The sequence below is a fragment of the Streptomyces sp. NPDC058701 genome, assembly GCF_042715295.1.
In the GTDB taxonomy this organism is placed as follows: domain Bacteria; phylum Actinomycetota; class Actinomycetes; order Streptomycetales; family Streptomycetaceae; genus Streptomyces.
The window spans coordinates 120,128-142,826 of the sequence record NZ_JBHXSY010000008.1; the positions used below are offsets into that span (position 1 = coordinate 120,128).

The following is a 22,699-nucleotide window of genomic DNA, read 5'->3' on the forward strand; positions in this document are numbered from 1 at the left end:
GCAAGGAGGGGGTCCTTGCCCGGTCAACCCCAGCCCTTGAGCCGTTGAAGGACGCCCTTGCGGTGTATGAACCGGCCGGACTCGTCAACGGCGTACCAGTGAAGAAGGAAGCGGAGCTGCTCGCGCGTGAAGCGCCAGGGCCCGCCGTCCTCGCTGTTCAGGTACTCGGCGCACCATCCGGCGATCTGCCACCCGAGGGTGTGCTCAGGCAGCTTCCACGAGCCGTCCGACTCGCGATGCCAGGTAGGGCCAAGGAAGAAAGGTTCGAGGGCATCGATCTCTTCAGCGGTGAGGGCTGCGATTGGTCTCACCCCCCTGCGGACTGCGAAGGCCGAAGCCAGACGGCTTGTCAGAGCCGGGAGCTAACGTCGGCTCTGTGGAGATTGATTGGGCGGAGATCGATGCACAGTTCGAGTACGATCCCGTGGACTGTCGGATATGCGACAACTTCGTCTACAGCAACGAGCCGGGGTTCAGGCGCAACCTTTGCCCTGAGTGCGGCCCGGCAGTCCGCCAAGCGCGGCGTTACGGACTCCGACTTGAGCGCGTAAATGCCATCCTGCGAGTCCAGAACGACTACTGTCCGCTCTGCGACGAAGGCCCTGGCGACAGTGCTGCGGAGGGGCCGATTTGGTGGCAGATTGATCACGATCACGAGTGTTGTACGGGATGCCCGACCTGCGTTCGAGGACTGCTCTGCTTGGGCTGCAACACAATGCTGGGGCACTACGAGGCCCGCATTCGTCGGCGGCCCGGGTACTGGGTCATACCCAAGGCGGACGAGTACCTTGCGGCCCCTCCCGCCAAGAGGGCGCAAGCTCGAAAGCTGCACCCAGATGACTTTGGGTGGGCGCGCGTTCGGTACACCAGCCTTTCGGGGCGCCCACTGACGTGGGAGGGCTAGGCGTCGATCCCGAGGTCCTTCTTGTAGTCAGCGATGGCGAGTACCGCAGCAGACTGGACTACGGGTTCAGGCTCGTGCAGCTCCACGCGGACACGGCGCCGGTCGCCCTCGGCGACGAGCAGCCTCTCGAATGCGCTGTAGATGGTTTGGAGCATCTGGCCCGAGCGCTTGCCGGCCTTCTTGTAGTACGAGAGGTCTTCGCACAGCGAGAAGGCGAGCGCCCAGTCGGAGTCCTGGTAGAAGTCGGCTTGGCCGCTCGTCTTGAGCGAGTCCCACAGGCGCTTCGCGATGGGGTGCCAGGAGCGATCGGCGTTCGGGATCTTCGCGGGCCGGGCGACGCCTCGCGTCACGGGCTGCACGTCTCCGCCCTTGCGCTCGCGGGGGCGGGCGAGGTTGTCCTCGCGGTTCGGCACAGGGCCGGGCATAGCTCACCTCCTAACCGATCAGGCCGGGGTGAGCCTCCGTCCGCCGGAACCTGCCGTTGTTGCGTCGCCGCTTCGCGGCCAGAGCGAGGGCACCCTCGCGTGAGGACTTGACCTGGTGATGAAACCCGCAGAGCGCTCGTAGGTTGGTCTCTCGATGGTCATCACCAGGCACGATGTGGTCCACGTCGGTAGCGAGTTCTTCGCAGCGCTCGCCGTACTGATCGCGGGCAGTGCAGCGGTTTCCATCCCGCCGCAGTACGCGGAGCCGGATGCGCGGCCAGTCCGCCGGCAGGCGCTCACGCCTGTCCGAAGAGGCCCAGCTCGGCATCACGCCCCCAGGTCGAGAAGTGCGGCGAATGCCGTCGATGCCTGCTGGGGGACGACTCCGTTACCTAGGATCTGGAGCTGCTGTCCGCGCGTGAGGCCGGGGATAGCGGTGACGTGACCGAGGGGGAGGCCCATCAGCCACTCGACCCACTCGGCGGTCACGCGTGGGCCCCCCTTGCGTCCCGCTTCTGTGGGCGGGGGAGCGGCTCGGCCGGTCACTTCCTCCCACTGCCGGATGGTGGGGAGGTACTCGCCCCACCAGTGCGCGGGGGAGCGCGGGCCGTCAATCGCGGCTTCGGGCTGGCGGCCTTCGCGGATGGCGTCCGAGTAGGGGAGGACGTAGCACGCCTCGTCGTCGAGGGTGGGACCGTGACCACCAGCTCGGCGTTCGTCCGGGTGACGGGCGCCGCCGTTACTGCCGAGGTTCGAGGTAGGCGTCTTCAGGGGTCGCGACACAGAACCACCGGTCACGGAGGTGAGGTGCGCAAGCTGCGGTAGCTCGTACGCACACCCATCGCGCGCTGTACCCGATCTCGGCCAGTTCACCGAGGACGACTTCGAGCCCCCGCCGCCGAATATTAGAGACGTTCTCCAGGAAGAGGATTCGCGGTCGTATGACGCGAACTGCTTCAAGGACGTTGACCCAAACTCCAGAGCGAGCACCTCGAATTCCAACTCGGTTCCCCGCAATCGAGATGTCCTGGCAGGGAAACCCTGCGGTGATTACGTCCACCTCGTCGACGAGCTGACGCCAGTCGATCTCTTGGATGTCCCCAAGATTCGGGGCGTCCGGGTATCTCTCAGCGAGGACGGCGCTCGGGCCTGGGGCACTCTCCGCGACGTACGCGACGCGTCCGTTTACCAGGGGAGCGACAGCCATTCCCAGGCCGCCGTACCCAGCGCAAAGTTCGAGGATCTTCAGTCGGACCCCCTACGTGAAAGACGTACTTATGTGAACGCGTCTTCCTTTCAGGTGGCCCTTCGGGCCCCATCCTGCGAATTACGCAAGACGTCTTCCTGCTGGCGAGCCCCTTCGGGGCTCAAGCCTTGCGACTTACGTACTTACATATATAAGTCGCTAGTTGATCTTGATTCCGGAAAAACAAAAGCCTGTGACCCCAGTCACACTTCGACGGCGCCCGAAGGGCGACGGCGGAAGGAGGCAGCGGCGAAGGAGCAGTGCCGCCCGGAGGGCGGACAGCGTGAAGACGGCTTGCGGCTGTGGCGGCCTGCCGGCCGCCCCTTCGTGAGGGCGGTCAGCGGCTCAGCTTTCGACATGAGCCGAGAAGGCTCACCATGGAGATATGGAGGTGATCGGGCTCATCCTGGCCGCTATCGCAGTCATCTACACGGCGCTGTCGTATCACCGGCCACCTGTGCCGAGGCGGGCGTCGCCGAGCGCAGGACCGATACGTACTGATGAGCAGGCTCCCCCTGCGCCGAGCCAGGATGGAGCAACGGACCCAGCGCCTACGTCGCCTTCGGGGGAGGTCAGGCGGCATCGGACACGCGACATCCTGCTCCCTGTGATCATGGTGTGGCTTACGGTCGGTAGTCTCCAACTCGTCCCTGACGTGGCGGTGCTGATCGGTGGAGTCGTGTCAGTCCTGGCAGTCCTCGCCTTCCGAACCCGCTGGTGAAGCCGGGTTTCTCGCTTCAGGTCGACCTTGGAACCGTGGCAGAATCCGAGCTGCTAAGACATGGCGGCCAGGAGAGGATCGCCGGCTGGGTCATACCCCCACCCCCCGGCCTATGACTGGTCAATGCGGACATGCCATCCTCTTAGGCGCACATCAGGCAGATATCCACAGTTGTGGATATCTGCTGCATCACAGTGCATAGGCGCACGTGAGTAGCGGATAGACAGATCAGAGATAGAAGCCCATGTAAGGCCACAGACCAGGGCATACACGGCATACCAGCGCACAGCGGGCGCGCACGCACACGCGTAAGAGGCTAAGGACTCCAGCCCCCTCAGTGGGGCACGGTTGCGGTGCACCCTGGGCAACGTGTTAAGGTGTAGCCACATCGCACCGAACGGACCGGCAACGGGATGGACGGAACGACACGCACAACGGGCAAGACCGCAGCTCACAACGGGGGTTGCGGAACAGCCCGGAGATAGTGTTAAGATGTAGCCACATCGAACGGACCACGGTCCGGGGGATCGCAGGCCAAGGGTCCTGGCGGTAGGACATGGGAGTGCCTACCGCTGACCAGGCCGAATGCGAGACTCCACACGGTGAATGGTGTAAAGTTGGAACCAACGCCGAGCCAAACGGTTCGGCGAAACTCTCCGGCTAGTGTAAACTTTGAACCAGCCGGTTCCGAAAGGTAAGGCCACATGAGCAAGTTCGTCTTCTCCGACCGCGATCGGCAGTACGGCAAGGTCGTAGGGCTCAAGCGGGAGGATGGCGACTTCCGGTGCTACCAGTGCGTCGACTTCAGCTTCTACGAGCGGGAGGTCACCGCACGGGATGCAGGGGAGAGGTGCACCTACTGTGCCGGCCCCGTGTTCCTCACGGTTGAGGCCATCGCAGAGATCGAGCGGCCGAAGCGCCCGGTCACTCTTGCGAAGACCGAAGTTCAGCGCTTCCCCTTGCTGACCATCGCCTACAACCTCGGCCGTCGAGCCGAAGACCTGGCCATCGCTCTCGACCGTGCCAACCGCGTCATAGCCCAGCAGGCTGCCGAAATCGACCGTCTGAACGGGATCGAGCCGAAGACGGAAGAGGAGTTGGAGGTCGTCTTCGTCGCGGTCGACCTCGACGCCCGAGTGTAAACATTGACCCTGTGAAGGCGAAACGCCCTGCGGTCCCACTGTGCCCCTGGTCTGGGTGCGGTGGGGGGTGTCGGCGGGAGGTTCGGTGCCTCCCCCCTGACGAGCCAGCCCGTCAGCCATCCTCTGAATTGCGAGGTCCCATGAGCGCGAAGGTTGTCGCCCCGAGCGACGCGAAGTTCAACCTGATGCTGGTGATCGGGCAGCCATACAAGGGCGTCCCGGGAGCTACACAGACGACGTACGTGCAGGAGTACCTCTCTGAGGAGCCGGACGACATCGAGCTGTTCGTGCCCGATGGGTGGGAGCTTCTCGAAGACGAGTCCGAAGAGATCATCCGAGGTGCTCATGACTGTGGGTGCTGCGGAATGCACATCATGAACGCCCGGGAGTGTGAAGCCTGCCGGAACGAAGACTGCGACCCGGCCAACTCGTGGCACTGCTTCACCAATCACTGCGATGGTTCCGGCTGCGCTTTCGAGGGCGAGTGCGAGCCGAGCCACGAGGTCCGGGTCTGGCGCGAAAGCGGCGACCTGGTGGGCCTGTGGGAGGTCCAGGCCGAGGGAACCGGCCGAGTCCTCGTGACACAGCGCGAGGGATACGAGCGCGACGCCGAGTCCCGCTTCACCTCGCTGTGGTCTGCCTGGCAGTACGCCCAGGGCTGCGCCGAGATGCACGCCAAGACCCTCCGCGACGAGTGCGAGTGCGGCGAGGACGACTGCGGCGTCCTGCACCCACACGGGATCTCCGTGCAAGAGATCACGGGGAACTCGGATCTCGCTCGGGCCTGATCCCTCCTGGCTGTCCCTTCCCGCACAGGGAGAGGGCGGGGACGGCCACCCCCCAACGCAAAGGCGAAACGCCCTTTCGGGGCGTCAGCGGCAGGCGGGGCCTGCCCTCTGACGAGCCAACCAGCGTCAGTACCTCCACCACGAAGACGAGGACACATGTCTACCCGGACCGAATCCGCGGTGACGGCTGCCGCCGGCACCCTGATCACGCACAGCGCTATCTACTGCCTCGCCCTGGGCTACGACCGTGAAGAGTTCCGGCTCTTGGCCCGCAAGTCGGAAGACATGGGGATGCCGCACATGGCCGAGGAGTACCACCAGCAGGCCGACCAGGCGGCCGGACTGCACCACGCGGTCAGTTGGCGCTTCTGCGAGGACACCGAACTGATCGGCACCCACTGGGAACCCCTCCTCGCCGCAGTCGTCCGCCGGGAGGCGTATGAGCTGGTCGAAGCCGACCGCGCCCGGAAGCACCTCGCGCAGAGCCCGAACGACTCGGCATGGGGCGATATCTGGCAGTGGGAGCTCAAGCGCGCCGAGCGGAACGCGACGCAGCTCGCCGAGCTGAAGGCCAAGCTCACCGCCGTACGCGATGCCCTCCGTACCGCGACCGCCTGACCTCTCACCCGCCGGGCCTCCCTGCACACAGGGAGAGCGGGGAGGCCCCTCAAGAAACGAGCCCAACCATGATCAAGCCTGACGACGAGATCGCCTTCCGCGCCCTTGACTGCGGCGCACACTCTCTCATCCTTCGATTCGGTGACGTGCTGGTCGCAGGATTCTTCGAGCGCTTCGGCGTCGACCCCCTCGAAGAGCTGATCGTGAGCTACGACCTGCCGACCTTCGCCGAGCGCGAGGCAGCAGCCAAGGCCCACATCGACGCCCTCGCCATCGCCCACATCGTCAACGGCTGGGACCTGCTTCCCGCCTGACCTCGGACGCAAAGGCGAAACCTCCCGAAGGGAGGTCAGCGGGAGGCGGTTCCTCCCCTCTGACGATGCCAGCCTGCGTCGAACCCTCCTGAAAGGCCGAACATGGCTACCCCCATGCCCGAAGACGGCAAGCTCGCCAAGATCCGCGCCCTCCTGGCAAAGGCCGAGGACCCGGCCACCACGCCGGAAGAAGCCGAGGCGTACTTCGGCAAGGCCGCCGAACTGATGGCGAAGTACGGGATCGAGCGAGCGATGCTCGCCGACGCGGACCCGAACCTTGACCGTCCCGGTGACCGCATGATCGTGATCGAGGGCACCTACGCCAACGACCGGATATTCCTCCTCGGCTACATCACCGACGCCCTGAACTGCCACGGCATCACGAAGCACAAGAGCCGAGGGAGGACCGAAGTTCATCTCTTCGGCTACGAGTCCGACCTCGACCGGGTGGAGCTGCTGTTCACGTCGCTCCTCCTCCAGATGTTCAACGGTGTGCGCCGGGCCCGCCCTCCGTACGGGGAGAAGCTGATCACCTACCGGAAGTCGTGGATCGCCGGATTCATCCTCCGCATCGACGAACGCCTCCGAGAGATCGAAGCCCGCGCACGGCAGGAAGCCCCGGCAGCCGCCTCGGGCCGGTCCGCCGAGCTGGTCGTCGCCGACCGCAAGACCGTTGTCCGGGCGCAGTTCAAGGCCGCATACCCCAATGCCCGAAGCGGCGGCGGCGCAAAGCGCCGGGGGTCGGGTGGCGATGACGGCCGGAGTGCGGCCAACCGTGCCGACCTTGGCCAAACCCGTGTCGGTTCCCGCCGAGCCATCAGCGTCTGATCCCCGTCGTTCCTGGCCGCCCTCCGCACACAGGGAGCGCAGGGGGCGGCCCCGTACAGAGGACCCACACATGATGCCGTCCATCAAGAACGCCGAGTCGGTCGCGTTCGACAGGATCAAGACCATCGTCGCCGATGTACTCAAGACCGTGCGTGAGGTCGAGGAGTGGCGCAACGACTACGACCCCGGCTCGCAGGAGTGGTACACGCTCTGCAACCTCGCCGACAACGCCGGAAGTCTCGTCATGTCCCTGCCGGTCGAGATGCTCCCCGGCGAGGAGTGGCGCCACGTCAGCGAGGCCGAGTACGCGGCCTGCGACGACCTGCTCGAAATCCTCGCAGAGGGCGAAGCGAAGTAGCGCAAAGCGGCCCCTCCCCACAGGGAGCGGGGAGGGGCCACCCAGAAAGGCTACCCGTGATCACGATCATCTGCGCCGAGTGCGGCAGGGCCCCGTTCGGGGCGACGGTCTTCGGCCTCTTCCGCTGCGACTCCTGCACCTCCGAGATCAGCACCCGTGATCTCGTGCTGGACCCCGGCGAGGTCTGGGCCGTCGACTCCGCCGGCACCCTCGGCTACCTCCCCGCCCCCGATCACGCATGACCCCCACCCCTCATCCGTCCGAAAGGCAGGACACATGACCGCCGTCCCGTTCCTCTCCACCTTCCTGCGCGCCAACCCGCGCAACCTGGACAGTCTGAAAGCCGCCTGGGTCCGGATGCTCGAACTCGGCTACACCACCCGCACCGAGCCGGTCATCGAACCCGAGAGCTGCACCCGCACCCGGTGCGCCGGAGTCCACGAGGGCTACCCCGGCAGCGAACACCGATGGGCCCTGCACTGCCTGCTGTGCAGCGTCGACATCGAGGTCTTCTACAGCCACATGCGGGAGCGCACCGGCAAGAACCCCGCACCACCCCGCCGCCACAAGGGCTGCAAGTTCTCGGGCCCCAGCCGCGCCCAGGCGCGAGCCGCCCGATACGCCGAACTCGGCCTCGACCTGCCCGTCTGGGACACCGACGCGCACGCCGTCCGCCTCGCCCCCTGACCCCGATGGGAACCAACATGACTGCCCAGCCCTACCGCACGAAGTCCGTGGTCGGCGAGACCTTCAAGTCTGAGAAGGCCCAGATCGAGACCGACATGCGCGAGGCGCAGTCTCTTCCGATCGACGAGTACATCGGGTTCCTCGGCGACTACGGCCGCGTCCTCCGGAACATGGCCGATGCCTACGAGTCGCACGAGGTCGCGTACGGCAGCCTCCTGCGCCACTGCGACGCCGCACTCGACCGCATAGCCCGCGAGAGCGACGCCGAGAAGTCCGGAGCCTAACCCCACCGCGCAACCGGCCGCCCCTGCACACAGGGAGAGCAGGGGCGGCCCCCCCCCGAGACGGAGAAGCCATGACCGACATCCTGTCCACCACCGAAGACGGGCGTTTCCGCGTGCGCCTGGTCCGCGACGAACGCGCCGACAACCCCCGCAACGACCCCGACACGTGCGTCCACGTGATCACCATCGACACCCACCTCGGCCAGTACGCGGCGGTCGACAAGGACGGCGGCCCGCTCGCCGACGCCTGGGGACGCCTCGCCTGGAATCAGTGGAAGGGCATAGAGACCTTCACCCGGTACGTGGCGATCATGCACGGCGGAATCGTCCTCGAATCCGCCCCCGACAAAGGCCCGCGCTCCCTCTGGTACGTGACCGGCGAGGAAGCCCGAGCCATTGATGGCGGCCTCCTCACCGAGGGCTACGTCGAGGCCGAGATGGAGGAATACGAAGCGTGGCTCGCCGGAGACGTGTGGGGGGTCGTCGTCGAGGAGACGAGCGAGCCCGACGCCCACGCGCCCGAGTGGTCCCAGGTCGCCTCGCGTTCCGGCTTCTACAGCGGCTCGTTCGCCCGAGCGCAGGCCCGAGACGCTCTCCGCTTCTACGCCGCCCGGTCCGCCGAGACCACGGCCTGACCCACCACCTCGCACCAGACAAGGAAGACATGACTATGAGTACGCTGAATCTGTCCTTCGGCCGCGTCGAGGTCGAGCGCGTCGAAGCCCCCGAGGCGTGGATCACCGCCTACGAGCTGACCGGCCCCCGCATCCGCGGAACGGTCCTCGTCACCCCCAGATACAACGAGCCCGTCACCGCGTGGCACACCGGCCGAACCAATGAGACCGCCTGGGAGTTCCGCCCGTCCGCCCTGCGCGTCGCATACGGCAAGGCGCACCGGTACAGCCGCCGCGAAGAAAGCGGCACCCTGCACGTCAACAGTCAGGAACTCGCGGGCGGGGTCGTCATCAGCGAGACCGTCCCGGAGAACAACCTCTTCTCTGTGCGGCGCATGGACAATTCGATCGACGACAGTCCGGCCCCAGCCGGAACGAAGGCCCGCACCCGCGAGCTGATCCGCGCCCTGGTCGAGCTGCACCGCCAGGACGACACCCTCGTCCGCAGGGCGGCCGAAGCCTACGCTGAGCACTGCCAGGCCGATCGTCTGAAGGCCGTCGAGAAGGAGTATGCCGAGGTGCAGGAGCACCTTCTCGAACTCACGACACGCGCGGTCGGGTTGAGTAAGCGCCGCGAACTCCTGACCGGCCAGCTCCCGGCCGCCGCCGGCACGTGGACGCTCGGCCCGGCGGTTCCCGCCTTCGGCGCACTGACCGCGTGACGCATCACCTTCGCCTGCGCCCGGAAGGTCGACTTCAGTGCACTCGCTGTCGAGCGGCCTTCCGGGACCGCGAGAGCGCCAGCCACTCGCGCTTCACCTGCCCCGGTGTTCACCTCGCTCACGGCCTATCCGGCCAGCGAGAGCACCTCGTCTACCCGACATGGGCCCGAGATCGCACCTGCGCAGGGTGGGGCTGTGACGAGCCCGACCCACAGCACTGGCACGGCCCCGACCCGCTGTGTGACTGGCCCGGATGCGACCTGTGCCTCCACGCCTGCGACTGCGACGTGTGCGAGGGCCGAGCACAGGCGCCCGGCCTGAACCGACTGAACGACAGCCACGAAGGATGAACAGCATGAACACCTCGATCACCGATCCCGAGTCCGCCGGCACCGCGGAACCCGGCAACGAGCCCGCGCCGCTCGTCGGCCTCGCGGGTGCCGCACGCTCAGGAAAGGACACCGCTGCCGAAGCACTCCTCAGCGCAGGGTGGCAGCGAAAGGCGTTCGCCGACAAGGTCAAGGACATGCTCTACGCCCTCGATCCGGTCCTGATCGAGAAGGTGTGCGCCGAGGGTGTGACCAGCCTCCGATACGAGGTCGACGGCTACGGGTGGGAGACCACGAAGGACGTGTATCCCGAGGTACGGCAGTACCTCCAGCGACTCGGCACAGAAGGCGGCCGGGCAGTCCTCGGCGAGAACGTGTGGGTCGACGCCCTCCTTCGCGACCGGGAGACCTGGGGCCCCGCCGTCATCACAGACGTGCGCTTCCCGAACGAGGCAGACGCGATCCGCGCACGCGGCGGCCTGGTGCTCCTGATCGAGCGCCCCGGACAGGAACCCATCGTCCACGCCGGGCACGCCAGCGAGAACGCCCTCGCCGGGTACGCGTTCGACGGGGTGATCCGCAACGACGGCACCGTGTGGGACCTCTACGTGAGTGTGAGGGAGGCCATCAAAGCGGCCAGTGTAAACATGGAACACTTCTGTTAAGGTGAAGCCATGCGATTGACCCCCCGGAAGGAAGAGGTCGAAGCCATCAAGGCGCTCTTGGAGGACCCCACCTTCGAGAGCGCCGACCAGATGGCTAAGGCGATCTACAAGACATCCGCCGAACTCCTCCAGATGCGAGACCTGTTCGCCCTCGTCCACACCTGGAAAGACGGCCGAAGGGGCCTGAACTTCGGCGCTTTCGGCAGCGAGGCCGAGATCAAGACCTTCGCCTCGAAGATGGCGTTCGGCGGCACCGGTCGCGTGGTGAAGCTCTACAGCCCCGGCGCGATGCTGGCCAACGTGGACGGCAAGAAGGGGTGGAAGGGGTACTGCTTCCATCCCGAATGCGGCCACGCCCCCTTCACCCACTCCCTTGCCGGCGCCGCCCGAGGCGCCTGCCACATCCCCACCTGCCCCTGCGGCAAGTTCCAGCAGAAGTAGCCACAGTGACGGACATCAACATGACCAGCACCGACCCGGCCGACATCCTCCGCACCCCGAGCGTCACCGAGGCTGAGATCGCCGAACTGCTAGTCCTACGCGGCAAGACGGCACGGGTATCCGATGCCTTCCTCATCCGCCTTGCCGCCCACTACGCGAAGGCCGAGGCCGAAGGCGTCATCAATCCCGCCCGCCACTTCGCGGACTACCTCGGAGTGCAGCGCAACGCCGTACTCACCTACATGCGGATGGCCCGAAACCGCAGCCTCACGCAGACCCCCCGCACCTGAACAGTCGAAAGGACCAGCCCATGAAGACCGTCGAATTCCACATCTGCGAGTGCTCCGGCAAGCGGGCCTTCGCCGACGAGCGAGCAGCAGAGAAGGCGCTCGGCCGGGCCCAGGCCAAGCGTGATCGCTCCGCCGAACGTCGAGGTCAACGTCGAGCCATCGACCGCGAGAACCGCGCCTACCAGTGCGACTTCGGCATGTGGCACCTCACGAAGCAGTCCCGCCGCTCCTACGAGGAGAACGCCGCCTACCACGCGGCCTGTGTGTAAAGATTGAACCAGAAAGGCCGTCGTGAACCTCAACCTCCGCTCCGACATGACCGTCCAGCTCGTCGACCACAACCTGTCGGACCAGGCCGTCGTGCGCGCCGCCCGCGTCTCTACGGTGGGCCAGACCCACCAATCCCCCGACCAGGCAGCCGACCGCGAAACCGGCCTGATCAACTACCTCATACGCGAGCGGCACGGCAGCCCCTTCGAGCACGGCAGTTTGACCCTCTACGTCGAGGCCCCGATCTTCGTCTTCCGAGAATGGCAGCGCCACCGCATCGCCTCGTACAACGAGGAGTCCGCCCGCTACCGCGAACTGCGGCCAGCCTTCTACCTCCCGGCCGTAGGCCGCAACCTCGTCCAGGTCGGCAAGGCAGGCGCCTACCGCTTCGAGCCTGGCACCACCGAGCAGTTCAACATCGTGGACACCGAGTTGGTCGCCACCTACGAGACCGCCTACCGCTCCTACGAGCGGATGCTCTCCGCCGGCATCGCCCGCGAGGTCGCCCGCGCTGCCCTGCCCGTCGGCATCTACAGCTCGATGTACGTCACCATGAACCCCCGCGGACTGATGAACTTCCTCAGCCTCCGCACCCACCGCGAGGACGCCGCCTTCGTCTCCAACCCGCAGCGCGAGATCGAGATGTGCGCCGAGAAGGCCGAGGCGATCTTCGCCGGACTCATGCCAGTCACCCACGCGGCCTTCGAGAAGAATGGCCGGGTCGCCCCGTGACCACCGAGGAGTGGATCGCCCGTGAACTCGCCAAGGCGCCCGCCCCCCGGCCCGAAGATGTCGAGTGGGTGCGCCAGCGGTTCCGGCTCGAAGCCGACGACTGACGCACCCCCCGCTCACTTCTTCCAGATGATCTCGATCAAGTCCGGCCGGAAGGCATGGTTACCGCCGCGCGGCTGCTTCTTGATCACCACGGCCTCGATGAACCGCTCGACAACGGCGCGCTTCATCGGGGTCGTGTACGTGCCCCACTCCCGAACGATCCGCTCGGCTGCCGACGCGCCAGTCTGCGGCCCCACGGCATTCAGGGTCGCCACCTTCCCTGACAGCTCGTCGCGCCTGCCTTCCAGGCGCCGAATCTCACGGACGAACTCGGCGAGGCTGAACTCGCCGGCATCGCGGAGTTGCCGCGCCTCGGCCATGTCCGCCTCGACCTGGGCGAGTTCCTGGCGCGCCTTGATCAGCTCCGGGTCATCCAGCGACTGACCCGGCTTCGAGTCCTTCGCAAGGATGGTCAGGTGCTCCAAGAGCACCAATTCAACGTGCAGCTCGACTGGCGGGCCAGAGCGGGAGACTCCACCGCACCCCCCCTCGGCCTTCCGGCACAGGTAGTAGTAGCCGTGTATCTCGTAGCTCTTAGTGCCCCGCGTGTAGATCGCCGAGAACATCCCTCGGCCGCACTCGCCGCATCGTGCGATGCGGGTCAGCATCCGCTTCGAGACCGTGGTGCCCTTTTTGCGGCCCCGCCCCTCCGTCTTGCGCGCCTTGAGCACGTCCCGCACTGCCCGCCACTCCTCCGGGGTGCAGATCGTCTCCCAGTTGCCAATGACCGGCGTTCCGTCCGCGCGTTCCAGCAGCCATTCGCCGAGGTCGACCCTGCCCCGCCTTTCGCGCTCGACCTGCGGCACGTAGGCCCGGTACCCGCAGAGGCGCGGGTTCGTCAGGATGTACTGAACGCTGGAGAACGAGATCGTTTCGCCGTTCGGGCTCTGTGGGCTGCTGATGCCCAGCTCGACCCACTCGGCGTGGACCTCGGATTCGAGCTTGCCGTTCAAGACATCCCGCTGACCCTTGCGTATGAGTTCAGCCTCGAACGGCTCAACCTTCTCCCCGCCCGGCTGCCAGCCGAACGCCCGCTGCCCCTTGTGGGGCTTCCCCTGGATTGCCTCGGCCTTCTTCTGCCGGGCGACTCGCCGGGCCGCATCCGCCGAGAACTTGTTCGCGATCATCACGTACAGCCGGGCGTTGAATCGGCCGTCGTCGGTGGACAGGTCGTAGTCGCCGGCAGTGGTTGCGAAAACCATCGGACGGCGGGCGGTCGCGTAGATGTCGATGAGCTGTTCCAGCTCGCGCGGCTGCCGGGTGATGCGGTCGATGTTGTAGGCGGCGATACCCGAGATGACGGCTGTCTCCAGGTCGCTCACGAGTTCCTGGAAGTCCGGTCGGTTGACCCGCCGCTTGAAGGCGGACAGGTCGTTGTCCACGTACATTCGGTGCAAGCTCAGCTCGCGACCCTTGACGAGGTCGTGCACGTCGTCCTTCTGGCGGGTGACGCCTTCCTCGCCGTCTCGGCCGTCGCCGAGTTCCCCTACGTCGCTGATTCGCGCGTAGCCGCCAACTACTATCCCCATGTGGACTCTCTCGCTCCGGTTCGGGGGTCAGAGTAATCGAACGATGTTTTGATCGTGCGGGGCGAGACCCGCACCTACAGCTTCGAGGCGATGACGAAGGCGGTCCGCCTGATCAACGCGGGCGCCCGCTTCATCTGCACCAACCCCGACGAGACCGGCCCCTCCGCCGAGGGCCCCCTCCCGGCGACCGGCGCCGTCGCCGCGCTGATCACCAAGGCGACCGGCAAGAAGCCGTACTTCGCCGGCAAGCCCAACCCGCTGATGATGCGGACCGGGCTGAACGCCATCGGCGCGCACTCCGAGAGCAGCGCGATGATCGGCGACCGGATGGACACCGACGTCCTGGCCGGGCTGGAGGCGGGCATGCAGACCTTCCTCGTCCTCACCGGCCTGACCTCGGTCGCCGACACCGAGAAGTACCCCTACCGTCCGACCAAGACGGTCGACTCGATCGCCGACCTGGTCGACCTGGTGTAGCGCGTACGGCTGACACGTACGGCGCCGCTCCGGATGCGGGGCGGCGCGCCGCGCGTGAATCTCCTTGTTGAGGAGGTTCACCATGCGCAGCATTTCCATCGCACTCCGTGTCACCGGTGTGGCCGTAGCCCTGACGGCGTTCGCCGCGGTGACCGCGCCCACCGCCCTCGCGGGCGAGGAGGAACGCGGCGGCCGCGAGAGCGTCTCGGTCGATCCGAACCCGGCCCACCCCGGATCGCAGGTCAAGCTGCGCGTCCAGGGCTGTGACGGCACCCGGGGTGCGGCCAAGTCCGCCGTCTTCGCGGGGGACGCCGAACTGTACGGCCGCGACAGCGGCCGCAGCCCGCTCTACGGCGAGGCGATGATCAGCTCGCACGCCTCGCCCGGCTGGCACTCCATCCGGGTGACCTGTGACGGGCACGACAAGGTCCGCGGCTCCATCGAGATCGCCCAACACCACCACCGCCCGACCCACCACGCCTCGCCGGTCTGGCCGGTCCACGCGGGCGGCGGCGGCATGTCCGCCGAGCTCGCCGAGAAGTCCCGGCTCGCCGCCGCGGCCAAGGAGCAGGAGGGTGGCGGCCCGGGGGTGCCGCACACGGTGATCGGCGCCGTGCTCGCCGCCGCGGCCACGCTGGCCGTCGCGGGACGCGCGCTGACGCTGCGCCGCCGCCGAAGCGGCGGGTGAGCGGGACGAGGGCGACCGCCGGCAGCCGGCTGCTGACCTTCGTCGCCTGGTCCGTACTGGTCCTCGGCCTGTGGCTGTGGGGCCGCCAGCTGACCGGGATACCCTCGCCCCTCGCCGGCCGGGCCGGCGCGGCGGTGGGTCCGGGGATGCCGGCCGCGCACGACCCGATGCCCGGGTCCTCGCCCGAGCGGGTCGACGTGCCCTCCCTGGGCGTCCAGGCCCCGGTGATATCCCGGAGCCTGGACAAGGACGGAGCGATCGAGCCGCCCCCGTACGGCAGCCCGGGCACGGTGGGCTGGTGGGGCGCGGGCACCCAGCCGGGTGTCGCCGGGACGGCACTGATGGTGGGGCACGTGGACACCAAGTCGAAGCCGGCGGTGTTCTTCGGCCTGAGCTCGGCGAAGCCGGGCGAGAAGGTACGGGTGGTGCGGGCCGACGGATCGGTGGCCGAGTTCACCATCGAGGACGTACGGGTCTACGAGCGGGCGGGCTTCGACCCGCACAAGGCCTACGGCCAGCGGGTCGCGGGCCGGGCGGAACTGCGGCTGGTCACCTGCGGCGGTTCGTACGACAAGGCGACCAAGGAGTACACGGCCAACGTGGTGGTCTCCGCCTACCTGACGGGCTCGGGCGTCCGCCCCGGAACGGCGGCGTAGGGCTCCCGCGCGCCCGCGGTACGAGCACGAAGAAGGCCCCCACTCGCGTGGGGGCCTTCTTGTCGTCTGTGCGCCGCCAGGGACTCGAACCCCGGACCCGCTGATTAAGAGTCAGCTGCTCTAACCAACTGAGCTAGCGGCGCTTGGTGACAGGCGAAACTCTACCCCACTTCTGCCGGTGCTCATGACCAGCCACGCCCACCTTGTCCGATTAACCCATGTTTGCGTGGTTCATCGTGCACGATATGTCTTGGTCGTGCCACATCTGATGCCCCGCCAGATGCGGCACGGTCCGACCAGTGGACGAGCAGGGGAGTGGACGGAACCGCATGACGATGCAGCCTCCGACGCCGCATGGGCCGATGCCGATGCCCGTTTTCCAGGAGTACGAGCCCGCGGGCGACTGTGCGTGCCAGGGCTGCGCCCAGCGCCGTCGCGCCCTAGCCCGTGCGCGGGCCATACCGCTCCGGGACGGGGGGCACCCCGCGGCGCGCGGCGCACGCCGCGCGCTCGTCCTGGCCACCGCCGCGGGCGTGGTCCTCGGCGGCGGAGGTACGGCCGCGGTGGCGGCGGCCGCGCCGGCCGCCGGCCCGGTGACCGCGGACGAGGACCCGCCCGGCTCCCCGCAGGGCGGCCGGGCACCGCTGCACGGCCCGAAGGGCGGCAAGCCCGGCACCCCGGGCGCCCCGGCGGCCCCCGGTGTGGTGAAGCGGATCGACCGGGCGACGATCATCAACCGCGCGAAGCTGTGGCTGGACGCGAAGGTGCCGTACAGCATGACCGAGTACTGGACGGACGGGTACCGGCAGGACTGCTCGGGTTACGTCTCCATGGCCTGGAACCTCGGCACGAACGAGTGGACCGGCAGCCTCGACGCCTTCGCCACGAAGATCACCAAGGGCGAGCTGCTGCCGGGGGACATGCTGCTCTTCCACAACCCGGCGGACCCCAACAAGGGCTCCCACGTGGTCCTCTTCGGCGGCTGGGCGGACCAGACCCGGACGCACTACATCGCGTACGAGCAGACGAAGCCGACGACGCGGAAACAGGCGACCCCGTACGGCTACTGGACCAACTCCAGCAAGTACCTGCCGTACCGGTACAAGGGCATCACCGGCGGCATCACCCCGGAGGCCCCGGCCGGCGGACCGGAGCCGACCGTCCCCACGGCCTTCCCGGGGGCCGCGAAGTTCGGGCCGGGCACCTCGAACGAGTACGTCGAGCACCTGGGCCGGATGCTGGTCGAGCGGGGCGGCGCCCGGTTCTACCCGAAGGGCCCGAGCCGGGCCTGGACCGACGCCGACCGGCTGGCCACCCAGGCCTTCCAGCGCGCCCAGGGCTGGACGGGCACCGACGCGGACGGCCTGCCGGGCGCGCAGACCTGGCGCCTGCTGGTCGAGCGCCAGGGCAAGGACATCCCGCCGTCGGCGACGGGCGCGCCGGGCCCCGGCGGCGTACGGGCCTACCCGGGCGCGGCGCTGTTCCGCCCGGGCGGGTCCCACGAGGCCGTGACGGCGCTCGGGCGCCAGCTGGTCAAGAAGGGCTTCGGCAAGCACTACACCTCCGGCCCCGGACCCCGCTGGGGCGAGGCCGACCGCCGCAACGTCGAGGCGTTCCAGCGCGCGCAGGGCTGGCGCGGCGCCGCGGCCAACGGTTACCCGGGCCCGGAAACCTGGCGCCGGCTGTTCGCATGACGGAGGCAACGATGTACCCCACGCGCACCACGTCGACGACGGGCACCTTCCGGATCCCCCCGGCGGCCGCCCGCCCGGCCCCCCTCGCCGAAGCCCCGGCGGGCCCGGCGACTCCGACGGCACCGATGACTCCGACGGCACCGACGGCCTGGACCGAGGCCTCCCCGGCGGCGCCGCGCCCGGCTCCCGCGCCGTACGCGGCTTCCGCGCCGAGCCTGGCTTCCGCGCCGAGCCCGGCTTCCGCGCCGTACGCGGCTTCCGCGCCGTACGCGGCTTCGGCGCCGGGACCGGCTCCCGCGCCGAGCCCGGCTTCTGCGCCGTACGCGCCGTACGCGGCTCCGGTTTCCGCTCCGGATTCGGCTCGGGTCCTTGCCGCGGAGCCGGTCCGGGTCCCGTTCTCCGCGGTCCCGGCGTCGGCTCTCACTGGTTCGGCTTCGGTTCCGGTCCCGGTGGAGGCGGCTCCCGCCCGCCTGCCCGGCGGCCCGACGGCCGAGCCGCAGGTCCCGGCCGCGCCGGGTGCCGCCCCGCGGGAGCGGACGGGCCGGGCCGAAGCGATCCCGTTCGAGCCGTACGCCCGTCCCGCCCCGGCGCCCGCACCCGCGTCGGCGCCCGCGGCTCGGGCCGAGGGGTCGGCGGCCGAGCCGCTGGTCCTGAGCGCTTCCGCCCCGGCGGGGGCGGAACGCCCGGCGGCCCCGGCCGCGCCGTACGGTCGCCCGGAGCCGGCGCCCGCTCCGGTCCCGGCGGACGCCGTACCGGCGGCGCGGGCCGATGCGGTCCTGGTGGCCGCCCCCTCGGCGGGGGAGCAGGTCCCGGCGGCCGCGCCGTACGCCCGCCCGGTGGAACCCTGGCCCTGGTCGCCGGTGCCGGACGCCGAGGTGTCGCACTCCCGCCCGGCGGAGGCCGCGGCGGTGCGCGAGCCCGGGCCGGTGGCGCCGTTCGGGCCCGCCGGAGCCGCCCCGGAGACCGGTCCCGCGCGCCAGGAAACCCCGGCCGCCCGCCGGGCCGGGGCCGTCTCCGCGCTGCCGCACACCCGCCCCAGCCCGGCCGCCGAGGCGCCGGAGCCCGCGTCCGCGCCGCCGTACGAGCACCCGGGCGCGGTGCTCACGGGCCCGCGCGACGGTGCCGAGGAGCGGGAGGCCCCCGCCGAGGCCCCGGTCCCCGCCGCCCGCGTACGCACCGAGCCCGAGGCCGAGCCGCTCGCTGCCCCGGACCCCGACCCGCACCCCCACCCCCGCCCGCGCCCGGAACCCGAGACGCCCCACGACGGCGCCGACCCGGTCACCGAAGCGGCCGTCGGCACGGCCGCCGCCCTGGAGGCCGGCACGGCGACCGACCCGGAGTCCGGCCCGACCGCCGACCCGGAGTCCGGCACGGCCGCCGACCCCCGCCCCCCGCACTCCGGCGTGCCGGGGCCCGGGGTGGCCGAGATCGTCGCCCAGGCCGTGGCCCGGGGGATGGAGCGGGAGGAGGACGACACCCAGGACCTGCCCCGCGTCGCCCCCGCCGCGCCGTTCCGCGGCACGGCGGCCACCGAGGTACCGCTCCGCCTGCCGTTCCGCGCCGGCCCCAGGCCCCCCGCCGCGGACCCGGACCGGCCCGCCCGGGCCCGGCCCGCGCCCGGCACGGCGTCGGCACCGGTGCGCCCCGCCCCCGGCCGCCGCGTCCCCCGGGGCGACGACCGGCTCCGGGAGCACCGCGGACCGGTGCTGCCCGGCTGGATCGGCGTGGCCGTCGGCGGCCTGGCCCTCGCCGGATGCGTCGCCGTGCTCTGGCGGGCCGGGGTCGTCCCGGCGTCCCTGGTGGCGGCGTTCGGCGCGACCCCCCGCGCCTATGAGGGGCTGCGCGCCACCCACTGGCCGCCGCTCGCCTTCCTCGGCGTCGTCGCGCTCCTCGCGCTCGGCGGCCTCGGCCGCGCCCGGACCGGCCACGCCTGGGTGCTCACCCTCTTCGGCCGCTACCGGGGCACGGTCCGGCGTACCGGTCTGACCTGGGTCAGCCCGCTCCTGCTGCGCCGCCGGGTCGACGTGCGGCTGCGCCACTGGCGCAGCGACCCGATGCCCGCCGTGGACTCGGGCGGCCTCGCCCTCCAGGTCGTCGTCCAGGTCGTCTGGCAGGTCAAGGACACGGCCCGCGCCACGCTCGCCGTCGCCGACCACACCGAATACCTCGCCGAACAGGTCGAGTCGGCCATGGCCCGCGTTCTGTCCCAGCTCCCGGCCGACGCCTTCCACGAGGCCGCCCCGACCCTGCGCGACGCCGAGGCCGTCGGTGACGCGCTGACCCGGATGCTGGCGGCGGAGACCGAGGCCGTCGGCGTCGAGGTGTTCTCGGCCCAGCCGACGAGGATCGAGTACGCCCCCGAGGTCGCCGAGGCGATGCGCCGCCGCCGGGTCGCGGCGATCGACGCCAAGCACCGCGACTCCGTACTGACCTCGGTCGTGGACGCGGTGGACGACACCGTCCACCGGCTGACCTCGCGCGGGATCGTCGAACTGGACGACTACGAGCGCAAGGCCCTCGTGAAGGACCTCACGGTCGCCTTCTACACGGGCCGGTCGGAATAGCGGATTCCGCAGCGATGGGGAACGGGTGGCCGGTTGGACCGGACCACCCGTTCCCCCTTTGGTATGGACACGGACAACTCTCGTCAATAATCTGGGAGTTGGTCTAGACCTGAAATCCGTACGGCGATCAAGGGCCCGTCACTTCATCCCCACGCGTGCGCACGCTCTCGCCGAACTCCCCCCACGTTCAAGGAGCATCATGCGTCACTTCCGCATGCCCGGACGGGCCGGCGCCGCCGCGCTCGGCCTCGGTCTCGTCGCCGGGATCACCCTGCTCAGCGCCCCCAGCGCGAGCAGCCACGGCTACACCGACACCGCCATCAGCCGCCAGAAGCTCTGTGCCAACAAGACCGTGTCCAACTGCGGAGCCATCCAGTGGGAGCCGCAGAGCGTCGAGGGCTTCAAGGGCTTCCCGGCCGCCGGCCCCGCCGACGGCAAGATATGCGCCGGCGGCAACGCCCAGTTCTCCGAGCTCGACGACCAGCGCGGCGGCACCTGGCCCACCACCCGTGTGACCAGCGGACAGGGCTACTCCTTCCGGTGGCAGTTCACCGCCAACCACTCGACCACCGACTTCAAGTACTACGCCACCAAGAACGGGTGGGACCCCACCAAGCCCCTCACCCGCGCGTCCCTCGACCCCCAGCCCTTCCTCACCGTCGCCTACAACGGCGCCCGGCCCTCCATGACCACCGTCCACCAGGGGGCCATGCCGAGCGGCAAGTCGGGTCGCCACATGATCCTCGCGGTCTGGACGGTCAACGACACACCGATGGCCTTCTACTCCTGCTCCGACGTTCAATTCTGACGTAGCGTCAGCTACTCTCCGGCGGCATGCGGACGTCGACTGCACCCGAAACCGTCGCGGAGCTCATAGCGCGCCAATGGGGCGACCACCGGCCCGGGCTGCTGTACGAGGACGGCGTGCGCCGCGTCCTCACCCGGCACCGGACCGCCCAGGAATCCGCCGCGCGCGCCGCGCTCCTCGTCGACCTCCTGCCGCCGGAGGCCGAACCGCACCTGGGGGTGCTGCTCGACAACACCCCCGAGTTCCCGTTCTGGCTCGGCGCGGCGGCCCTCGCGGGGGCCGCCGTCGCCGGGATCAACCCGACCCGGCGCGGTCCCGAGCTCGCGCGCGACATCCTGCACACCGACTGCCGCCTGCTGGTGACCGAGCGCGCCCACCTGCCGCTGCTGCGCGGCCTCGACCTGCCCGGCGTCCGCCTCCTCGTCACCGGCACCGAGGAGTACGAGGCCCTGCTCGCCCCGTACGCGGCCGCCAAGCCCGGCGAGGCGACGCTGGGCACCCCCGGACCCGCCTCCCGGCTGCTCCTCTACTTCACCTCCGGCTCCACCGGCGCCCCCAAGGCCGCCATCTGCACGCAGGGCCGGCTGGCCGCCGCCGGGTCGGCGCTGGCCCGCCGGTTCGCCGTCACGCCGGACGACGTCCACTACGTCTGCATGCCGCTCTTCCACGGCAACGCGGTCATCGCCGACTGGCTGCCGGCCCTGGCCGGGGACGCGTCCGTGGCGCTGCGCCGCCGCTTCTCGGCCTCGGCCTTCCTGGAGGACGTCCGGGCGTACGGGGCGACGTACTTCACGTACGTCGGCCGGGCCGTCCAGTACCTCCTCGCCACCGCACCGCGACCCGACGACCGCGAGCACACCCTGCGGCTCGGCTTCGGCACCGAGGCCGGGGCGGTGGACGCGGACCGCTTCACCGAGCGCTTCGGGGTCCGGCTGGTGGAGGGGTACGGGGCCACCGAGGGCGGGGCCTCCGTCCAGCGCACCCCGGACACCCCGCCGGGAGCCCTGGGCCGGGCGGGCGCGGGCGACGACCTGGCGGTGATCGACCCGGAGACGGGCCGCACCTGCCCGCCGGCGGTCTTCGACGGGGACGGCCGCCTCCTGAACGGCGACGAGGCCATCGGCGAGCTGGTCAACCGGGGCCGCAGCCTCTTCGAGGGCTACTGGCGCAACCCCGGCGCGGAAGCCGCCCGGACCCGGGACGGCTGGTACTGGACGGGGGACCTCTTCTTCCGCGACGCGGCGGGCTTCCTCTACTTCGCGGGACGTACGGACGACCGGCTCCGGGTCGACAGCGAGAACCTGGCGGCGGCAGTGATCGAGAGCATCCTGGCCCGGTGGCCGCGGGCGGCGGCGGTCGCCGTCTACGCCGTGCCGGACGAGGTGTCGGGGGACCAGGTGATGGCGGCGCTGGCCCTGAACGAGGGCGCGGAGTTCGCGCCGGACGCCTTCGCGGAGTTCCTGGCCGCGCAGCCGGACCTGGGTACCAAGATGCCGCCGCGCTACGTGCGAGTGGTCCCGGCGATGCCGGTCACCGCCACGAACAAGGTCCACCGGGTCGCCCTCCGCCGCGCCGGCTTCCTCCCGCAGCCACCCCCGGACGGCCCCCCGGGCCACCCGGACCCGGTCTGGCACCGCACCCCCGACGGCGCGTACCGCCCCCTGGACGCCCCGGCCCTGGCAGCACTCCTGGCGAAGTACGAGACCCAGAACCGCACCCACCTCCTCCACCCTTAGGTCGGGCGGATCCAGCCCCGCCGGCGTTTGAGGCGCGGGGTCCGGGGCGGAGCCCCGGGGAACGGCG

The 22,699-nt window shown here is 69.6% G+C and carries 29 protein-coding genes and 1 tRNA gene; 24 read left to right on the forward strand and 6 right to left on the reverse strand.

The window, feature by feature from the left end:
• Positions 1-23: 23 nt before the first annotated feature.
• Positions 24-311, reverse strand: a complete 288-nt coding sequence (locus ACFWW8_RS11360; RefSeq protein ID WP_386526723.1) for a hypothetical protein — start codon at positions 309-311, stop codon at positions 24-26.
• A gap of 113 nt (positions 312-424) precedes the next feature.
• Between ACFWW8_RS11360 and ACFWW8_RS11365 the strand changes: the two genes are divergently transcribed.
• Positions 425-904 (forward strand): endonuclease domain-containing protein, encoded by a 480-nt coding sequence (locus ACFWW8_RS11365; RefSeq protein ID WP_386527044.1) that lies wholly within the window; start codon positions 425-427, stop codon positions 902-904.
• Here the strand turns inward: ACFWW8_RS11365 and ACFWW8_RS11370 are convergent.
• The 3 genes from ACFWW8_RS11370 to ACFWW8_RS11380 form a co-directional block, all read right to left on the reverse strand.
• On the reverse strand, positions 901-1,329 hold the full coding sequence (locus ACFWW8_RS11370; RefSeq protein WP_386526726.1) for a hypothetical protein: 429 nt from the start codon (positions 1,327-1,329) through the stop codon (positions 901-903). The genes ACFWW8_RS11365 and ACFWW8_RS11370 overlap by 4 nt on opposite strands.
• A 327-nt stretch (positions 1,330-1,656) precedes the next feature.
• Positions 1,657-2,112, reverse strand: a complete 456-nt coding sequence (locus tag ACFWW8_RS11375; RefSeq protein ID WP_386526729.1) for a DNA (cytosine-5-)-methyltransferase — start codon at positions 2,110-2,112, stop codon at positions 1,657-1,659.
• Positions 2,069-2,536, reverse strand: coding sequence for a DNA cytosine methyltransferase (locus tag ACFWW8_RS11380; RefSeq protein ID WP_386526732.1), 468 nt, complete (start codon positions 2,534-2,536; stop codon positions 2,069-2,071). Before ACFWW8_RS11380 ends, ACFWW8_RS11375 begins: the two co-directional genes overlap by 44 nt.
• Before the next feature lie 1,464 nt (positions 2,537-4,000).
• Here ACFWW8_RS11380 and ACFWW8_RS11385 point away from each other — a divergent pair.
• The 16 genes from ACFWW8_RS11385 (at position 4,001) to thyX (ending at position 12,378) form a co-directional block, all read left to right on the forward strand.
• Positions 4,001-4,438, forward strand: a complete 438-nt coding sequence (locus ACFWW8_RS11385; protein WP_386526735.1) for a hypothetical protein — start codon at positions 4,001-4,003, stop codon at positions 4,436-4,438.
• A gap of 140 nt (positions 4,439-4,578) precedes the next feature.
• A complete protein-coding gene (locus ACFWW8_RS11390; protein ID WP_386526738.1) occupies positions 4,579-5,226 on the forward strand; it encodes a hypothetical protein in 648 nt (215 codons plus the stop codon).
• A 156-nt stretch (positions 5,227-5,382) separates the two neighbouring features.
• Positions 5,383-5,844: a hypothetical protein gene (locus tag ACFWW8_RS11395; protein ID WP_386526740.1), complete on the forward strand. Its 462-nt coding sequence runs from the start codon at positions 5,383-5,385 to the stop codon at positions 5,842-5,844.
• A 68-nt stretch (positions 5,845-5,912) separates the two neighbouring features.
• Positions 5,913-6,158, forward strand: coding sequence for a hypothetical protein (locus ACFWW8_RS11400; protein ID WP_386526742.1), 246 nt, complete (start codon positions 5,913-5,915; stop codon positions 6,156-6,158).
• 102 nt (positions 6,159-6,260) lie between these two features.
• Positions 6,261-6,986, forward strand: a complete 726-nt coding sequence (locus ACFWW8_RS11405) for a DUF2786 domain-containing protein (RefSeq protein WP_386526745.1) — start codon at positions 6,261-6,263, stop codon at positions 6,984-6,986.
• A gap of 70 nt (positions 6,987-7,056) precedes the next feature.
• Positions 7,057-7,344: a hypothetical protein gene (locus ACFWW8_RS11410; RefSeq protein ID WP_386526748.1), complete on the forward strand. Its 288-nt coding sequence runs from the start codon at positions 7,057-7,059 to the stop codon at positions 7,342-7,344.
• Between the two features lie 56 nt (positions 7,345-7,400).
• The gene (locus ACFWW8_RS11415) at positions 7,401-7,586 is read left to right on the forward strand and encodes a hypothetical protein (protein WP_386526750.1); all 186 of its coding nucleotides are present in this window, start codon (positions 7,401-7,403) and stop codon (positions 7,584-7,586) included.
• Between the two features lie 34 nt (positions 7,587-7,620).
• Entirely contained in the window at positions 7,621-8,031 is a 411-nt protein-coding gene (locus ACFWW8_RS11420) for a hypothetical protein (protein ID WP_386526753.1), read from the forward strand.
• A 17-nt stretch (positions 8,032-8,048) separates the two neighbouring features.
• On the forward strand, positions 8,049-8,315 hold the full coding sequence (locus ACFWW8_RS11425) for a hypothetical protein (RefSeq protein ID WP_386526756.1): 267 nt from the start codon (positions 8,049-8,051) through the stop codon (positions 8,313-8,315).
• A 71-nt stretch (positions 8,316-8,386) separates the two neighbouring features.
• Positions 8,387-8,950 carry a hypothetical protein gene (locus tag ACFWW8_RS11430; RefSeq protein WP_386526759.1) on the forward strand — a complete coding sequence of 188 codons (564 nt, stop codon included), beginning with the start codon at positions 8,387-8,389 and terminating at the stop codon, positions 8,948-8,950.
• A 35-nt stretch (positions 8,951-8,985) separates the two neighbouring features.
• A complete protein-coding gene (locus ACFWW8_RS11435) occupies positions 8,986-9,651 on the forward strand; it encodes a hypothetical protein (protein WP_386526761.1) in 666 nt (221 codons plus the stop codon).
• Between the two features lie 355 nt (positions 9,652-10,006).
• The gene (locus ACFWW8_RS11440) at positions 10,007-10,645 is read left to right on the forward strand and encodes a hypothetical protein (RefSeq protein WP_386526764.1); all 639 of its coding nucleotides are present in this window, start codon (positions 10,007-10,009) and stop codon (positions 10,643-10,645) included.
• A gap of 9 nt (positions 10,646-10,654) precedes the next feature.
• Positions 10,655-11,086 carry a hypothetical protein gene (locus tag ACFWW8_RS11445; RefSeq protein WP_386526767.1) on the forward strand — a complete coding sequence of 144 codons (432 nt, stop codon included), beginning with the start codon at positions 10,655-10,657 and terminating at the stop codon, positions 11,084-11,086.
• Positions 11,087-11,106: 20 nt separating this feature from the next.
• Positions 11,107-11,376 carry a hypothetical protein gene (locus ACFWW8_RS11450; protein ID WP_386526770.1) on the forward strand — a complete coding sequence of 90 codons (270 nt, stop codon included), beginning with the start codon at positions 11,107-11,109 and terminating at the stop codon, positions 11,374-11,376.
• A gap of 20 nt (positions 11,377-11,396) precedes the next feature.
• Positions 11,397-11,645 carry a hypothetical protein gene (locus ACFWW8_RS11455; RefSeq protein WP_386526772.1) on the forward strand — a complete coding sequence of 83 codons (249 nt, stop codon included), beginning with the start codon at positions 11,397-11,399 and terminating at the stop codon, positions 11,643-11,645.
• Between the two features lie 46 nt (positions 11,646-11,691).
• Positions 11,692-12,378, forward strand: coding sequence for an FAD-dependent thymidylate synthase (gene thyX / locus ACFWW8_RS11460; protein WP_386527046.1), 687 nt, complete (start codon positions 11,692-11,694; stop codon positions 12,376-12,378).
• Between the two features lie 116 nt (positions 12,379-12,494).
• Here the strand turns inward: thyX and ACFWW8_RS11465 are convergent, their stop codons facing one another.
• Positions 12,495-14,009, reverse strand: a complete 1,515-nt coding sequence (locus tag ACFWW8_RS11465) for a recombinase family protein (RefSeq protein ID WP_386526775.1) — start codon at positions 14,007-14,009, stop codon at positions 12,495-12,497.
• Positions 14,010-14,099: 90 nt separating this feature from the next.
• On the opposite strand from ACFWW8_RS11465, the gene ACFWW8_RS11470 reads away from it, so the two are divergent.
• The 3 genes from ACFWW8_RS11470 (at position 14,100) to ACFWW8_RS11480 (ending at position 15,830) form a co-directional block, all read left to right on the forward strand.
• Complete coding sequence (locus ACFWW8_RS11470) at positions 14,100-14,486, forward strand: HAD hydrolase-like protein (RefSeq protein WP_386527049.1); 387 nt, start codon at positions 14,100-14,102, stop codon at positions 14,484-14,486.
• Positions 14,487-14,568: 82 nt separating this feature from the next.
• Complete coding sequence (locus ACFWW8_RS11475; protein WP_386526776.1) at positions 14,569-15,174, forward strand: hypothetical protein; 606 nt, start codon at positions 14,569-14,571, stop codon at positions 15,172-15,174.
• Complete coding sequence (locus ACFWW8_RS11480; protein WP_386526778.1) at positions 15,171-15,830, forward strand: class F sortase; 660 nt, start codon at positions 15,171-15,173, stop codon at positions 15,828-15,830. Before ACFWW8_RS11475 ends, ACFWW8_RS11480 begins: the two co-directional genes overlap by 4 nt.
• A 69-nt stretch (positions 15,831-15,899) precedes the next feature.
• Here ACFWW8_RS11480 and ACFWW8_RS11485 read toward each other — a convergent pair.
• Positions 15,900-15,973: transfer RNA gene (locus ACFWW8_RS11485), tRNA-Lys, on the reverse strand.
• Between the two features lie 219 nt (positions 15,974-16,192).
• Here ACFWW8_RS11485 and ACFWW8_RS11490 point away from each other — a divergent pair.
• From ACFWW8_RS11490 to ACFWW8_RS11505, 4 genes are all read left to right on the forward strand, one after another.
• Complete coding sequence (locus ACFWW8_RS11490; RefSeq protein ID WP_386526780.1) at positions 16,193-17,524, forward strand: peptidoglycan-binding protein; 1,332 nt, start codon at positions 16,193-16,195, stop codon at positions 17,522-17,524.
• A gap of 449 nt (positions 17,525-17,973) precedes the next feature.
• Positions 17,974-20,088: an SPFH domain-containing protein gene (locus tag ACFWW8_RS11495; RefSeq protein ID WP_386526782.1), complete on the forward strand. Its 2,115-nt coding sequence runs from the start codon at positions 17,974-17,976 to the stop codon at positions 20,086-20,088.
• A 214-nt stretch (positions 20,089-20,302) separates the two neighbouring features.
• The gene (locus ACFWW8_RS11500; protein ID WP_386527052.1) at positions 20,303-20,896 is read left to right on the forward strand and encodes a lytic polysaccharide monooxygenase; all 594 of its coding nucleotides are present in this window, start codon (positions 20,303-20,305) and stop codon (positions 20,894-20,896) included.
• Positions 20,897-20,922: 26 nt separating this feature from the next.
• Positions 20,923-22,632, forward strand: coding sequence for an AMP-binding protein (locus tag ACFWW8_RS11505; RefSeq protein WP_386526784.1), 1,710 nt, complete (start codon positions 20,923-20,925; stop codon positions 22,630-22,632).
• Positions 22,633-22,699 lie beyond the last annotated feature (67 nt).